Raw genomic sequence first — 15,657 nt, 5'->3', positions numbered from 1 at the left:
AGCAACAATACTGGATTAACTATAAACCCGTGGCCAGTTTTACTTGACCACTACAGAGTGACTTATTTAGGAGGTATCCAAAGGATTAGTCCTTCAGGCCAATAATAACAAAGATGTAAACTCATATAGCACCTATATAGATATACCTTTCAAGTGTCTACACAACTAAGCGTGTAACCTTTCTGATATAAAAAAATGACCATGATCATAGTTTGCGTCAATAGTTGCGGATTAAGGTGAGAATGTCATTTTCATTGTGCTATAACAGGTAAGAGATTTTAGAGACTACTTAAACACAGCGCTTAGAAGTTGATGATTAAGAAGTAGTGGAACCTAGAGTAAATGGAGGTTGTTATGTCAGAAAAGAAATGTCCGGTGATGCATGGTAGCGTCACAAAAAGCAGCACATCGAATATGGATTGGTGGCCTAATGCGCTGAACCTCGATATTTTGCATCAGCACGATAGAAAGACCAACCCAATGGGTGAGGATTTTGATTATCGTAAAGAAGTTAAGAAGTTGGATTTTGAGGCTCTAAAAAAAGATTTACATGCATTGATGACAGATAGTCAGGAGTGGTGGCCAGCAGATTGGGGCCATTATGGTGGGCTTATGATTCGTTTGAGCTGGCATGCTGCAGGGACTTATCGAATTGCTGATGGCCGTGGTGGTGCGGCAACCGGTAATCAACGTTTTGCTCCTATCAATTCCTGGCCGGATAACGTTAATCTGGATAAGGCACGTCGCCTGCTATGGCCCATCAAGAAAAAATACGGTAACAAGCTCAGCTGGGCAGATTTAATCACTTACGCAGGTACTATTGCCTATGAGTCGATGGGTCTTAAAACCTACGGCTTTGCCTTTGGTCGCGAGGATATCTGGCATCCCGAGAAAGATACCTATTGGGGATCGGAGAAAGAATGGCTGGCGCCAAGCGATAATGAAAATAGTCGTTACTCAGGAGAGCGCGATCTGCAAAATCCTTTGGCTGCGGTGATGATGGGCTTGATTTATGTGAACCCAGAAGGTGTAGACGGTAATCCTGACCCTCTAAAGACTGCTAAAGATATTCGAGTGACGTTTGAGCGCATGGCCATGAACGACGAAGAAACGGTTGCGCTGACGGCAGGCGGTCACACAGTCGGTAAATGTCATGGCAATGGTGATGCTGAATTGCTTGGCCCGGATCCGGAAGCGGCAGATTTGGAAGAGCAGGGACTTGGCTGGATTAATAAAACCAAGCGAGGTATCGGTCGCGATACAGTGACCAGCGGTATTGAAGGTGCCTGGACTACGCATCCAACCAAATGGGACAACGGCTATTTTGAAATGCTACTCAATCATGAGTGGGAATTGAAGAAAAGCCCGGCGGGCGCATGGCAGTGGGAGCCGATTGATATCAAGGAAGAGGATAAACCGGTTGATGTAGAAGACCCTGGCATTCGAACAACTCCAATCATGACCGATGCGGATATGGCGATGAAAATGGATCCTGAATACCGCAAAATTTCAGAGAAGTTCTACAAGGATCCGGAATACTTTTCGGAAGTATTCGCGCGCGCCTGGTTCAAATTGACACACCGCGACATGGGGCCTAAATCGCGCTATATCGGCCCTGATGCGCCACGAGAAGATTTAATATGGCAAGATCCGGTGCCAGCGGGCAATAAGGATTATGACGTTGCAGTGGTAAAAGAGAAAATCAAAACCTGCGGACTGTCAGTTAGTGACATGGTAGCGACGGCTTGGGACAGCGCTAGAACCTTCCGCGGTTCGGATCTTCGCGGTGGTGCCAATGGAGCACGTATCCGCTTAGCGCCACAAAAAGATTGGCAGGCTAATGAGCCTGAACGGTTAGCTAAAGTACTGAAAGTTCTTGAACCGATTGCTAAAGACAGCGGTGCCAGTATTGCGGATGTCATTGTCTTAGCAGGTAACGTTGGTGTAGAGATAGCTGCTAAAAAGGCAGGGTTCAGTATTGAGGTTCCATTCACGCCAGGACGCGGTGATGCCACTGACGAAATGACGGATGTTAAGTCCTTCGAACCGCTGGAGCCTTTGCACGATGGTTATCGTAACTGGGTGAAGAAAGATTATGTGGTTAGCCCAGAGGAGATGTTATTGGATCGTACGCAACTGATGGGGCTGACAGCCCCTGAAATGACGGTACTGATTGGTGGTATGCGTATGTTAGGCGCCAACTATGGCAACAGTAAGCATGGTGTCTTTACCGATCAGGAAGGTGCTTTGACCAATGACTTCTTTGTGAACTTAACCGATATGAATTACACCTGGAAGCCAACCGGTAATAATCTGTACGAAGTGTGTGAGCGTAAAACCGGTAAGGCAAAGTGGACGGCAACACGTGTAGATCTGGTGTTTGGTTCAAACTCAATTCTTCGAGCACTGGCTGAAGTCTATGCTCAGGACGACAACAAGGAAAAGTTTGTTAAAGACTTTGTTGCCGCCTGGGGCAAGGTCATGAACGCCGATCGATTTGATCTAAAGTAACTCACTAACATGCCGCATCAGATTGCTGGTGCGGCATGTCTTTATAAATATCCGTAATATTTCCTAAAGAATAAGCATTGGCTAACGGAGTGGCGACGCGTGATGATTATAATAGGGGCTGATCCAGATAACTAACCCATTTCTTCTTTAACCCATTGTTTTAATTGCTTTAATTGAAACTTTGGGTCACTGTAATTAAATCGCCACTCACACTCCTTCAAATAGAGTGGAAACTGCTCTTTCGGAATACCATTAAACTGGCGTAAATGTCTCTTTGCCTGGTTCCAAAAATTCTCTATTCCATTGATGTGATTATGCTTATCTGCGAACAACTGACTATGGTTGATTCGATAGTGCTTAAATTCACTCACATCCAACGCGTTATAGCTGCGAAAAGTATCAGTATAAACAATGCTGTCTGGCTTCACTTTGTCACGAATAATAGGAAGCAAAGTCTGCTCTTTAGCATCGGGTATAATCACCGTAAAAACCTTGCCTCCACGCTTTAAAAGGCCAAACACTGGTATTTTACCTGCTGCGCCTCGACCTCGTTTTCCTTTGCGTTTACCACCGAAATAACTCTCGTCAACTTCAACCTCACCAAGTAGCTGCTCTGATGGTTCACTATACTTAAAAATCAACTGCCTTAAACGCTGATAATAGTAAATAGCTGTCTTAACATTTACGCCAATCAACTGGGCAGCACAACGAGCTGTTGTACCAGCCACAAAGTGCTCGATAAGGCGGTTTTGTTTGTATTGGCTTAGTCTACTTTTCTTCATTTCCAGATTTTACTAAATTCTAGTTATCTGGATCAGCCCCTTATAATAAATAGGCTAAACAAAGGAGGAAGCCATGGATAAAAAAATAGCGTTGATAACTATACACGGGATGGGAGATACCGAAAGGGATTATTACACCGGCTTTTACGATCAGATACAGAAATCTTTAGGTGAACAAGTTTGGTCTAAAGTAATTTTTAAATCGCTTTACTATCAGGATATCCTGCAAGGACAGCAGGAAGAAATTCTGGGGCGAATGCGTGACCAGGTAGACTGGATCAAACTGAGACGATTTTTGCTGTACGGCTTTTCCGATGCGGCGAGTCTTGAATATAAGAAACGGGTAAAGAACAGTCCCTATTATCTGACGCAAAAAATGATCTTGAAGGCTATGGATGATGTATTTGGAGAAGCTGGCAACCGCCAGATTCCTGTAGTAATTGTTGCAAACTCACTGGGTGGTCAGGTGATTTCAAGCTACATCTGGGATGCGCAGCGGATTGATGCTTCGGTGGGCGTCTGGAGTATGCAGCGAGATGATGAGGTGCATGAGGGCTCATCTCAGGATCAGTTCAGAAGAATGAAAAGTCTGCACCGATTTTATACGCTCGGTTGTAATATCCCAATCTTTGTTGCCGGTCATAAAAATATTAAAGCGATAAAACCACCAACGCCGAATTTTAAATGGTATAACTTTTATGACAAGGACGATGTGCTTGGCTGGCCTTTAAAACCGTTAAGTCATTCTTATGAGCAAAGGGTTGAGGATATAGAAATTAATGCCGGAAGAGGATTCTTTACTAAGTTGTTCAAATCATGGAACCCATTAAGTCATGGGCAATACTGGCAGGACAAAAAAGTGATCCAGCATATTACAGAAAACATCCAAAAGATGATGAATCTATAAAATAATCAAAGCTGTGATATATTCTTTACAGCATAAAATAATGGGGAATAACAATGAGTATAAAAGATAATAAACAAAGTTATGGGCGAGTAAGCCGAGTGTTACACTGGGGCATGGCATTATTGTTGCTATGGCAGTTTTTAAGCGCAGCCTCACACTTCTTCTTTGATGATACCGCTATTGAAGCCTTTTTTTGGCCAACCCATAAACCAATGGGCTTACTGCTGTTTGTCTTAATTATTATTCGAATCATCTGGGCGTTAATGAACGTATCGAATCGCCCACCTTCCATTAACTGGCTTGCAAGACTGGGCCATATAACACTTTATGTACTGATGCTGGCAATTCCAAGTCTCGGGCTATTACGTCAATATGGTTCGGGACGATCTTTTGAAGTCTTTGGTATAACGGTCTTCAGTGGCTTTGAAAGTGAGAAAATACAGTGGACTCTCGATCTGGGCGGATTACTGCACGGAGAGTTAGGCTGGCTGTTACTGGCCTTAACCATTGGCCACGTCATAATGAGCTACTGGCACAAAAAGTCAAAAACAACTAACAATGTCATGCCGCGTATGTGGGGAAAATAAAATAAGAAAGGGGTGTTATTATGAAAATTATAGTACTGATTGTTGCAACCTGGTTGATTTCAGGTTGTTCAACTACAAGAACAAATTTGAATATTGATAATAAAAGAATTGGAGTCGATTATAGGCTGAATGGAGATAGAGATTTATGTCATAACTATATAGGGGTGACAGTTTTTAATAATGAGCAAAAGAAGTATCCGGTTAAAAAAAATCTCAGCAAAATAATTTCTGAGGGCTATGTAAAAGGTATTAGGGAAACAGGCAATACACCAGTTGTAATAACTTCGTCCATTGACTGGACAAATTATATGATTGAATCGTCATGGGATGGAAGTATAAAACTCAATGCGCAAGGAAAAGAGAAAATAAGAAATGTAAGCAAAGAGAGGAACTTAGATTATGTCCTAATAGCAAAGGATGGGATACCGAAATTAGAGAGCAGAGGGTGCCCAGGGAGTAGTATTACTACAAGATTAAGCTTTATAGAAGGATTTACGCCAGCGTACGTAGCAAGTATATTTGATGGGGTAACAGGAGAATTAGTTGGTGATACGTTTATGACTAATGACAATTTTAAAGAAGCTTATAGGAATTTATCTAGTACGACAGAATTAAATAAAGAAGATGTTGAGAGGTTAGTAAATTACTCCTCAATTGCAGCTTATAAAGCAATAAAACAAACGTTGGCAGGTAACAAGGAGTAATTATGACCAAAAACGTTAAAAGTCTTATAGCATTTATCATTTCATACTTTATTACTCGCCTAAGTTATTACTTATTAGGGTACAACCCGTTTGAACACAATACGTTTTGGGTTGGCTTATTAATTGACTTTGGTATATGGGTAGCAGTGTTTGGTTTAATACTTTGGCTGCTACATAAAATAAGCCCGGCAAAGCAAAGCTAGATTAGTTTCACCGAAAAGTTCAGGGAAGTGAAAATGACTAAGGTAAATAGTAAAGAAAAGTACGAAGCAAGAGTCGACTTTAGTCATTTCGAAAGACTGCCTGAGCCTGTTCAGCGATATTTCGAACATGTGCTGACCAACGGTCAGCCAATGATTCGTGCGATTGATATTGCTCAGTCAGGTGCCTTAAGGATAAGAACGGACAGCAATAAATGGCTCACCTTTGAGGCTATTCAATCAGTTACCCCGCTAACTAAAAATTTCACCTGGAACGCAAAAATAAAGTTTTTTCCGGGCATGTTCATCTCAGTAGAAGATAGGCTGGAAGATGGCATGGGTTCCGGCAAGGTGAAATTGTTCAGTATCATTCCCATTGCAAGCGACAAAAACCATAAACCACTCAATTCTGGCGCACTTCATCGGTACCTGGCAGAAGCGGTCTGGTTTCCAACGGCATTATTACCAGAATCGGGCGTAACCTGGACTGCGATTGATGATAGAAGAGCATTGGCCAGTTTAACGGTTAAGGAACTAACGGTAGAGTTAGAGTTCAGATTTAATGATAACAATGAAGTGGAATCAGTCTATGCCGAAGGCCGCTATGGACAATTTGATGGAGGTTATCAAAAACGATCCTGGGAAGGGCACTTCAGAAATTATCATGAAATCGAAGGTGTCAAAGTTCCTAAGTACGGCGAAGTAGGATGGTGGCTGGATGGCAGGTTTGAGCTGGTTTGGAAGGGTGAAGTATTAAAAGTGAATATTTCTTATGTGGAATAAAAAGGAAGTTTAGAAATGAAGATATACGGCATAGCCTTGGTCGTGATGATCGTATGTAGTATTAAGGCCGTAGGTGCTAATGATAAGCAGGATATAGTGATCTATAATGTGAATATTGTTGATGTGAAGAGTGGAAAAATAAAAACAGAGCAGACGGTAATGATCAATGATGGAGTCATAAAAAGTATAAAACCATCAAGTGAAGATATTAATAGTAAAGGTGTCGTTATTATTAACGGGCAGGGCAAGTATTTGATGCCAGGTCTTTGGGATACACACATTCATACCTCTTCCGATGACATTACAAGAAAGACAATATATCCATTACTCATTGCTAATGGTGTGCTTGTCGTTGTTAACATGCGAGGCGATTGCTTTGATAAAGGCGGAAATAAATGCGGTAAGTTAGACACCAATATTAAAGCTTTAAAGAAAAGGCAGGAGGACATTAAAGCAGGAACGTTAACAGGACCAATTGAAATTGGGTCTAGTGCCTTTTCCAATGGTGTCAGCGCAAATGGAAAGTCAAGTAAGCGGACACCCGGCACTCCAGAAGATGGAAGAGAATTTGTGCGGCTGGCAAATAAGCGGGGAGCAGATTTCATTAAAATCTATGATAAAACGCCTAAAGAGGTGTATTTTGCAATAATGGATGAAGCAAAGAAACAAGGAATGTTTGTCGTAGGGCATGTTCCGGTAGAAGTAAAGGTGTCAGAAGCGTCAAAGTCAGGTCAGGTTGGAATAGCACACCTTGGAGCAGGAAATCTTTTAGAGGCATGCTCATCAAAAGAAGAAGAAATACGACCAAAAATTATAGCAGCAATTAATTCTGATAATCCTGATGTAGCAGACTTAATGCAAGAGTTGGTGGAAAGTTTTAGTGAAGAAAAGTGTAAAGAAGCTTATAGGGTGTTGGTAAATAACAGAACATGGATTACGCCGACTCTTATGGCGCAAAGATTACCAGAAGAAATTATGGTAAGCAGAGGTACCGGGGCACAAGAAGATTATTTGCCAAAAGAAGAAAGAGAGTTAATGAGTAAACTTCAAGAAGATAAAGATAGATATGCCAGTAGTGAAGAAGAACGAGAATACGTAAATTGGGTCAAATTAAGAACGCAAGATGCCTACAAAAATGGAGTTAGATTATTGGTCGGAACCGATGCGGGATATCCATGGATTGTCTGGGGGTTTGCAATTCATGACGAAATGAGTCTTATGGTCAATGCTGGGTTGTCGGAGATAGATGTACTAAGAGGGGCTACGCTGTATGCTGCTGAAGCATTTAATAAAGCGAACAAGCTTGGTAGTGTAGAAGAAGGTAAGTTGGCGGAACTTATCATTCTGAACTCAAATCCATTAATTGATATATCAAATACCAGGAATATTAGCGGAGTCATTACAAATGGAGACTATTTAGACCCAAATGCAATTAATAAATTATTGCAGGGAGTAAAGGACTTTGCAGATTTACGACAAGATGAGGCTGTGAACTAATTGGATTTAAGTGGCTGTTAGAGAAACAATGAAGAACATATTATTAGTGATCAGCTTAGTAATGCTTAGCGCACCGGTACTGGCAAAAACTGCAAGTGACCAATTAGTAGAAGCAGCGCTGGAGAGAACGCAATTTGAGATAAAGTATGATGGTCGATACATGACCATCGACTATCCCAATGGGGATGTGCCGCCTGAGATAGGCGTCTGTACCGATGTCATTATCCGTTCCTATAGAAAGCTAGGAATAGATTTGCAGCAGTTGGTGCATGAAGATATGCGCGATAATTTTGAATTGTATCCGTCGAAAAGAATCTGGGGCTTAACCTCAACCGACAGGAATATCGATCATCGCCGCGTCCCTAACCTGCAAGCCTTCTTTAGCCGTCATGGTAAAAGTCTGCCAATAAGTAATGATCCGCAGCAGTATCAGCCCGGAGATATCGTAAGCTGGATGTTACCGGGTAATCTACCGCATATCGGTATCGTAACTGATCAGAAAGATGTAGAAACTGGTAACCCGCTGATTGTGCACAATATTGGAGCTGGCCCAAAGCTCGAAAATATGCTGTTCGACTATGACATCACCGGCCATTACCGCTATTTCCCGCAAAGCGAAGAATAAGCCTGAATAAGCTTTAGTATTCGGTCAGAAAAGGCTAATCTATGGTTATTTATTTCATAAAACTATTGAGCTGTAAGTGAGCAGAGTTATGTCAACAAAACCAAATATTATTATTTCTTCGCTTGATGTAGAAAGACTGGAAAAGATATTAGAAGCCCTGCCACACGGCACCGTGGGTAAAGAAGAATTGGAAGTCGAGCTGGAAAGGGCGGAAATTGTAGAGCCAGAAGAAATTCCTGCTAATGTTGTTACCATGAATTCAACTGTTCGCTTTAAAGTTGCGTCATCAAACGAAGAATTTGAATATACCCTGGTCTATCCCAAAGATGCCGACGGTTCTAAACACAAGATATCAATTTTGGCCCCAGTGGGAAGCGCTATGTTAGGCTTGAAAGAAGGGGGTGAAATTGAATGGCCCAAACCGGGTGGCGGCAGCTTAACAGTACACATTGATAAGATCGTATATCAGCCAGAAAGAGAAGGCCTTTTTTATAGATAAAGAGCTATAGGTAGAGAGTAATGGCCAATTAATTATTGAAACTTAAGCAAGCAGTAGCATGAAATAAAAGGAGTCCGTTATGTCGAATGAAGGTTACCATGAACCTTATGAAGAATTATCTGATGAGACTAAGGATATGCATCGCGCCATCATTTCATTGATGGAAGAACTCGAAGCAGTCGATTGGTATAACCAGCGCATTGATTGCTGTAAAGATGACGATTTGAAGAAAATTCTGAAGCACAATCGGGACGAGGAAAAAGAGCATGCTGCCATGGTTCTGGAGTGGATTCGACGACGTGACCCAACATTCGATCAGGAACTCAAAGATTATTTGTTTACAGAAGATGAGATTGGTCATTAAGTGAGTAGCCTCGAAGGAACAACAGGGACTTCGAGGTTTTTTATAAGCCGGAATAAGAGATACCAAATCTCAAAAGGCGTTAATAAAGTCACTGGCTCAATGATAGGAAAAGTATTTGGCAGAGCATAAAAATAATGACATTCATTGGTTAACGGGGCAGTTTCGTGACCGTAGCCATGAGTTGAAATACCGCGATTCTATCGAGAAAAGTGTACGTTTTGAGTCACGCTTTGCATTGATTGTGGTAGCGGTGTTGTTTGCCATGTTTGGCATAACCGACTACAACCTGCTCGGATTAACCCATGAGTATTATTTATTGCTAACCATGCGTATTGTAGTGGTTAGCTCATGTTTGATTTTGGCATTTGTGATTGGGCGTAGTGGCGGTTTATCTCGAAACGTGTGGTTGCATGCTTTGCCGCTGTGGATAGTCGCGACCGGTATTGTTTTAATTGTTCCATTGCGCCCGGAAAGCCTCTCTACCCAGGTTACTGCGATAGTGGTGGCGATAATGGCATTTTACCTGCTTATTCCCAACCTGCTCACCGTGTCAGCGTTAGCGAGCTTATATTTAAGTATCAGCTTTTTAGCAGCAGCAGTGGTTTTTGCGGAATTATCACCAGTGGCAACGGTAACTATCGGGCTGTTGATAATGGTGGCGAATATTGTTGGTTACACCGCTTTGTTGAGGATAGAGTTTCTGCAACGCAAGCAATTTGCGCTGCTTAACGAGGAGCGTGAGCAAAACAGACATCTGGAAAAAGAAATAGCACATCGAAAATCCCTGGAAGAACGATTGCGAACGGCTGCTGAAAGTGATGCGCTAACAGGTGTCGATAACCGAGGGCATTTTATGAAACGGGCCAGATCCCTGTTGCAACGCTCTCAATTTGAAAAAGCACCCTTCAGTCTGTTCATGATTGATGTTGATCATTTTAAGCGAGTTAATGACAACTGGGGTCACACCTTCGGCGATCTGATTTTGATCAAAATTGTCGAGGTGTGTCAGCAGTCACTGCGACCCAACGATATTATTGGACGCTTTGGTGGAGAGGAATTTGTGGTGGGGTTGCCGAACACCAATGCAAAAGAGGCGCAAGCCATCGCAGAACGCTTAAAAGAAAGTGTCACTGCGATAAAGTTAGAAGGTGATATGAGCGACGAGCGCCTGAGCGTCACTATTGGAGTAGCCGTGGCTAATGACGAAGATGACCTGGATACACTGATAACGCGAGCCGACGACAAGTTATATGTTGGAAAGCGAGAGGGAAGAAATCGGGTGGTGGTTTAAGGTTATCTTATCAGGTGAATATGTCTAAACGCTGTGCAAATATGTTTGAAATTTCTGACTTCATTTCCGGTGGCATTTTCGGATTTTCAGTTTTAGTTGCGCTACTATCATTTTTTGTGCCGCATATTATGCTAGTAATGGATGCAATAGTTCATCAATTATCTTTAGGAGATTGGAGCTATGTGTATTTCATAACTTTTATCGGGCTAAATTATCTAACGTTCAAACATAAAGCCGTTGCTTTGTTAGGGCACATTATTCTAATAATACTATTAGCTGTTCTGGGTAGTGGTATATCAATTTTATATATGGCATTGTTTTTAATCTATGTAATGCCTTATGTTTGTGTGTATAGAGAGACAGTTAAACAAAGTAGTCAAGCAACAAGCGTAGCCCCGAAGGAGCGGTAGTGACTTCGAGGTTTCTGCAAAATCGGTGCGTCACGACGCTCCTTACGTTAGTTAGGTGAATTCTGGATATAGGATGGGTTAGCATTTATGCGTAACCCATCGCTTCAGTGAATGATGGGTTACGGTTATCGCCTAACCCATCTTATAAAGAGCTTTAAAGTTTTAGAGACACAAACTATAAGTTGTAATTAATGCGTATTCTAAAAAGTTTATCCTAAAAATAGAGGGACAAATATGACGATCGAGATGCATGTGGTTGATGCCTTTACTGATGAGTTGTTTAAGGGCAATGCTGCGGCGGTTGTTATGACTGATGAGTGGCTTGATGATGATTTGATGTTGTCGATTGCTGCTGAGAATAATCTTTCCGAGACTGCCTTTTTAAAACCTGTCCAAAATTATCATTACCAGATTCGTTGGTTTTCACCTTTAACTGAGATTGATTTTTGTGGTCATGCGACCATGGCTTCGGCGTTTGTGGTGTTTCTAAAAAATGATGAGTTAACTGAGGTGACTTTCAGTGCGCCTGCCGTTGGCGAATTGACAGTTACTCGACAAGCCGATGGTATGATCAATATGAGTTTCCCTAATCGCAAGCCGCAGGCTGTAGCTGAGATTCCTGAGGTATTAGTGAAAGGTTTGTCCAAGAAGCCAAGCGCAGTTTTAAGAAGTCAGCAGGCTTACTTTGCGATATATGATGACGAAGCGAGTGTACGAGAGCTTGAGTATGACAGTGAACAGCTCAAACTGTTAGCGCCTTATGATGTGGTAGTTTCAGCGCCAGGCCGGGAGTTTGACTTTGTATCGCGTTATTTCTGGCCAGCCAATGGTGGTGAGGAAGATCCGGTGACGGGTTCGATTCATGCCGGGCTAGCGCCTTATTGGGCGGAGCAGATGAATAAGTCTGAGTTCAAGGCTTATCAGGCATCGAAGCGTGGTGGTGTGGTCTATTGTCGACTGGTGGGTGATAGGGTGCATGTGTCAGGGAAGGCAGTTTTGTATTTGCAAGGTCAGATTAGCATTTAGGTTAAGTTCAGAAAAGTGGGCGTATGCTGGTCTAGGTCAGTTCATCATGAACTGGTAAAAAAACTGAACAAAGGAGTTGGTAATGAAGATTATGAATAAAGTAACAGCGGTTGTTGTGGGGATTTATTTAACATTAATGGGTGGAGTGGCTTTGGCCGATAGCACTAAAGAAAAAGCGACTCAGGAACAAACTAACACTCAGGAAAATGCACGTGGTATTGAAAAGTCTGACATTAAACGCGGCATGGATATCAAAAAGCCACAAGCCCAGCAAGCTGGCGATCCGATTCCAGGTATCGATATCACGGTGAATCAGGGCCATAGCGTTTGTGAGGCCGGTTCGGATTGTGATGATGGTAATGCTCCGGTAGAGCCTGGCACGAATCAAAAAGGCGGTGCTAAATTCAAGGCAGGCAAAGCATTAGCCGATACCGTCAAGAAAGTGGATGACGGTGGTGATGATGTTGATCATATTGATGAAGACAGCGATGATGATGGTCTTCTGGATCAATAACTCATGCTAGAAACTTTATGAAATATTTACTCTTTCTTGGAACCGTGCGCGAGAGCACACCGCCGAAACCTGCGCGGCTGGGTCTGCGAGTCGCCAGAGCCTGCCTGATGCATCTGGAAGCATTCCAGTCAGAACATGAGGTCGAGCTTATTGATCCGATGGACTATGATCTGAGCGCCCCTTTTAAGCCACACTTTTCTTATGCAAATGGTCAGGCGCCAAAGCAGCTGGACGAACTGGCAGAAAAGATTAAACAGGCGGACGCCTATATCATGGTCAGTCCTGAATACAATCACACCATGAGCCCAGCCTTATCGCATCTTTTGAATTATTTCGGCAGCTCGCTTTTTTCATATAAGCCAAGCGTTATCGTGACCTATTCTGCCGGACAATGGGGCGGCGTTCGAGCGGCCATGTCCATGCGTGGAATACTGTCTGAACTAGGTTGTCTACCAGTCTCAGCCATGACTAATATTCCAAAGGCACAGGAAGTGTTCAATGAGGATGGTAGTTTTCAGGAAGGTCAAAACATTGAGCGCTGGCATAACTATCTTGCCCGCGGATTTTTACAGCTGGAGTGGTGGGCGCAGGCGACTCGACAGCACCGCGAAGAAATAAATCCTGATCAGGTTATACGGGCCTTTAAGAAAGATCCATCGCAACGCAATGCACCTTAAACCATAGAAGATGATATAAAAAGACTGCATGAAAAGTAATCAACTTGATGGTATAACTATCCAGAAGGGTAATAAAGTCGATTGAAAACGGAAAAAATGATAGCCAATAGGGAATTCGATTACGAATAAAAACTATTTGTAAACAATGGGGGCTCTATGGCAAATCCGGTTATTCGGACATTTGTGTTTCAGCCAGCGGAATCTGGCAAAAGTCAGGATAGAAAAAATAGTTTTATAAAGCAGTCCTGGCTCATGACAAATCAGTGCATTGAGAAATTAACTTATCTATTATTGGCAAGCATTTGTCTGATGTTTGTTATCATAGCGCCACACGCCAAGGCAGAGACCTATCAGGACATTATTCGGGATATTGGTCTTAAAGGTCGCGTATCACCTCAGATAGTGCTGGATCGACTAGAGTGGGCCGATGCAATACCTGATGAGCTTTCACCGCTGGAAGAAAGGGCAAAATACCACATGTGGCTAGGCAAGTTTGCAGCCCTCTCATCCCAAATCGAAAAAGCCCGAAACTCACAGAAGAAATTAGAAACTTTTGCCGAACAGCAAAGTTGCGAGGTATGCCGCGCTGGAGCGTTAATAGTCAGGGGCTATGCGGCTGCTAGAAGCAATAATATTCCAGAACTCGAGCTGGTTGTGAGTCAGTTGAGCCCATCGCAGGATAGCCCGCTAATTTATCTGCAATATCTTGAGCTGAAAGCTTATGCCTTTAATTCACAGACAAAGATTCCGGAGACTATCGAAGTTGCGCTTGAGGCAGCGGAATTGGCAGAAAACCTGAACCGTCCTTCCGACCATATTCGTGCGCTTAACTATTTAGTGTTGGCTAATATCCATCGTCGCGATCTTGAGCGAGCCATGAGCCTGGCAGAAGAAGCTTACGACAAGGCAAAAGAGATCAATGATATTGAACAGATGATCAATACGCGAAGCAATCAGGGTTGGGTATATGCACTACAGGGTGATTATGCCAGGCAGGCTGAATGTCTTGAAGAAGTGCTGGAACTGACGGAGAAAAATACCAGCGACAAACTTCAGGCATTAACGGTAAGAGTCAATCTGTCACATAATTATCTTGAGCAGGAAAAATTCGGTCAGGCTATTGAATTCGCGAATCAGGCAATAAAGCTGGCAGATGAAATTGATCATAAGGTTGGGCGTGCCGTTGCCATGCATAATAAGGCCGCGGCAATAGCATTATCCATTGATAAGGACGTTGGTATTAAACTGTTAAAGGAAGCGATAGCATTAGCAGAGGAACAACAATCAAAGTCCTATGCCCTGGATATGTACCGTTCTTTGGCAAAGTTGTATGAAGAGTTTGATGATCATGAAAGTGCTGTTGAGTCGTACAAGAAAATTATCGAGCTGGAAGCTGAGGTTATAAAATCAGAACGCGAAGATGCCGTGCAGGCTTTACAGGAGCAGTACGAAACTGAAAAAAAGAATCGCAAAATTGAACGTTTGTCATTAGAAAAGCAGACGGCAGATGCTGAAATTGCGGAGAAGGAAACTCGGCAGAAATTATGGATTGCATTGGCTATTGTATTTTTGCTAATAGCAATAATATTGGTGCAATGGCTAAGAGCCAGTCGCAAAAGGAACAGAGGTTTAAGAAGCGATAATGCTCAGTTGACGATGCAAACTGATCGTGATCCATTAACTGGTGCCTACAATCGTCGTTTTCTACAAAAAACCATGCAGGGTCTTGATCAAAAATTGAAAAGTCTGGATCGTCCAGGCCGTGCTGATGACATCATGGGAATTATTTTGCTGGATGTGGACTTCTTTAAGAAAGTGAACGACACCTACGGACATGCAGTTGGCGATGCAGTATTAGTTGAAATCACCAAACGTTTTAAAAGCCTATTGCGTGAACGGGATATGGTGGTGCGTTGGGGGGGCGAGGAATTTGTACTCTTGTTGCCTAACATCAATGGTGCTCTGTGTAATGTCGCGGATCGAGTTATTAAAAAAATTGGTAGTGAAACCTTTAACTTCGAAGGACAACTGTTAAAAATCACTATCTCGGCAGGTTGTGTGACCTGGCCAGCTTATGAAGATCAAAGCTGGGAGGATGCTTTACTTTTAGCGGATATGGCCGCTTACTTGTCAAAATCGGGCGGACGAAATCGTGCGACTTGCGTGACCAAAATCGATGAGGATGCAGACAAAAAAGAAATAAGCAAAGATCTGCTGCAAGCTGAAAAAAAGGCCTGGGTAGAATTAACCAGGATTGAAGGGCCAAGAGGCGAGTAAACT

Annotated in this window: 16 protein-coding genes; 15 read left to right on the top strand and 1 reads right to left on the bottom strand. The window is 42.7% G+C overall.

What is annotated here, in order from left to right:
- Nucleotides 1-354: 354 nt before the first annotated feature.
- Nucleotides 355-2,511 (top strand): catalase/peroxidase HPI, encoded by a 2,157-nt coding sequence (gene katG, locus HUJ19_RS04565; RefSeq protein WP_290622490.1) that lies wholly within the window; start codon nt 355-357, stop codon nt 2,509-2,511.
- Between the two features lie 131 nt (nt 2,512-2,642).
- On the opposite strand, the gene HUJ19_RS04560 is transcribed toward katG, so the two are convergent.
- Complete coding sequence (locus HUJ19_RS04560; protein ID WP_290622491.1) at nt 2,643-3,293, bottom strand: IS1595 family transposase; 651 nt, start codon at nt 3,291-3,293, stop codon at nt 2,643-2,645.
- Between the two features lie 73 nt (nt 3,294-3,366).
- Here HUJ19_RS04560 and HUJ19_RS04555 point away from each other — a divergent pair, with 73 nt between their 5' ends.
- The 14 genes from HUJ19_RS04555 to HUJ19_RS04490 all read left to right on the top strand — a co-directional run bounded on the left by HUJ19_RS04555 (nt 3,367) and on the right by HUJ19_RS04490 (nt 15,654).
- The gene (locus tag HUJ19_RS04555; RefSeq protein ID WP_290622520.1) at nt 3,367-4,200 is read left to right on the top strand and encodes a hypothetical protein; all 834 of its coding nucleotides are present in this window, start codon (nt 3,367-3,369) and stop codon (nt 4,198-4,200) included.
- Between the two features lie 53 nt (nt 4,201-4,253).
- Nucleotides 4,254-4,787 (top strand): cytochrome b/b6 domain-containing protein, encoded by a 534-nt coding sequence (locus HUJ19_RS04550; protein ID WP_290622519.1) that lies wholly within the window; start codon nt 4,254-4,256, stop codon nt 4,785-4,787.
- A gap of 20 nt (nt 4,788-4,807) precedes the next feature.
- Nucleotides 4,808-5,491 (top strand): hypothetical protein, encoded by a 684-nt coding sequence (locus HUJ19_RS04545; protein ID WP_290622518.1) that lies wholly within the window; start codon nt 4,808-4,810, stop codon nt 5,489-5,491.
- A 236-nt stretch (nt 5,492-5,727) separates the two neighbouring features.
- Nucleotides 5,728-6,474, top strand: coding sequence for a DUF6544 family protein (locus tag HUJ19_RS04540; RefSeq protein ID WP_290622517.1), 747 nt, complete (start codon nt 5,728-5,730; stop codon nt 6,472-6,474).
- 15 nt (nt 6,475-6,489) lie between these two features.
- On the top strand, nt 6,490-7,971 hold the full coding sequence (locus tag HUJ19_RS04535) for an amidohydrolase family protein (RefSeq protein ID WP_290622516.1): 1,482 nt from the start codon (nt 6,490-6,492) through the stop codon (nt 7,969-7,971).
- 28 nt (nt 7,972-7,999) lie between these two features.
- Nucleotides 8,000-8,596 (top strand): DUF1287 domain-containing protein, encoded by a 597-nt coding sequence (locus HUJ19_RS04530; protein ID WP_290622515.1) that lies wholly within the window; start codon nt 8,000-8,002, stop codon nt 8,594-8,596.
- Nucleotides 8,597-8,684: 88 nt separating this feature from the next.
- A complete protein-coding gene (gene rnk / locus HUJ19_RS04525) occupies nt 8,685-9,095 on the top strand; it encodes a nucleoside diphosphate kinase regulator (RefSeq protein ID WP_290622514.1) in 411 nt (136 codons plus the stop codon).
- A 79-nt stretch (nt 9,096-9,174) separates the two neighbouring features.
- Nucleotides 9,175-9,459 carry a ferritin-like domain-containing protein gene (locus HUJ19_RS04520; protein ID WP_290622513.1) on the top strand — a complete coding sequence of 95 codons (285 nt, stop codon included), beginning with the start codon at nt 9,175-9,177 and terminating at the stop codon, nt 9,457-9,459.
- Between the two features lie 115 nt (nt 9,460-9,574).
- Nucleotides 9,575-10,750 carry a GGDEF domain-containing protein gene (locus HUJ19_RS04515; RefSeq protein WP_290622512.1) on the top strand — a complete coding sequence of 392 codons (1,176 nt, stop codon included), beginning with the start codon at nt 9,575-9,577 and terminating at the stop codon, nt 10,748-10,750.
- 20 nt (nt 10,751-10,770) lie between these two features.
- Nucleotides 10,771-11,160, top strand: a complete 390-nt coding sequence (locus tag HUJ19_RS04510) for a hypothetical protein (RefSeq protein WP_290622511.1) — start codon at nt 10,771-10,773, stop codon at nt 11,158-11,160.
- Between the two features lie 234 nt (nt 11,161-11,394).
- A complete protein-coding gene (locus HUJ19_RS04505) occupies nt 11,395-12,186 on the top strand; it encodes a PhzF family phenazine biosynthesis protein (RefSeq protein WP_290622510.1) in 792 nt (263 codons plus the stop codon).
- An 82-nt stretch (nt 12,187-12,268) separates the two neighbouring features.
- The gene (locus tag HUJ19_RS04500; protein ID WP_290622509.1) at nt 12,269-12,700 is read left to right on the top strand and encodes a hypothetical protein; all 432 of its coding nucleotides are present in this window, start codon (nt 12,269-12,271) and stop codon (nt 12,698-12,700) included.
- A gap of 17 nt (nt 12,701-12,717) precedes the next feature.
- Nucleotides 12,718-13,377: an NADPH-dependent FMN reductase gene (locus HUJ19_RS04495; RefSeq protein WP_290622508.1), complete on the top strand. Its 660-nt coding sequence runs from the start codon at nt 12,718-12,720 to the stop codon at nt 13,375-13,377.
- Between the two features lie 156 nt (nt 13,378-13,533).
- Entirely contained in the window at nt 13,534-15,654 is a 2,121-nt protein-coding gene (locus tag HUJ19_RS04490; protein WP_290622507.1) for a diguanylate cyclase, read from the top strand.
- Nucleotides 15,655-15,657: the final 3 nt, after the last annotated feature.

Source organism: Kangiella sp., from assembly GCF_014762745.1.
GTDB lineage: Bacteria > Pseudomonadota > Gammaproteobacteria > Enterobacterales > Kangiellaceae > Kangiella.
The sequence above is the reverse complement of the archived record's forward strand: the minus strand, read 5'-3'. Positions and strand labels throughout refer to the sequence as shown.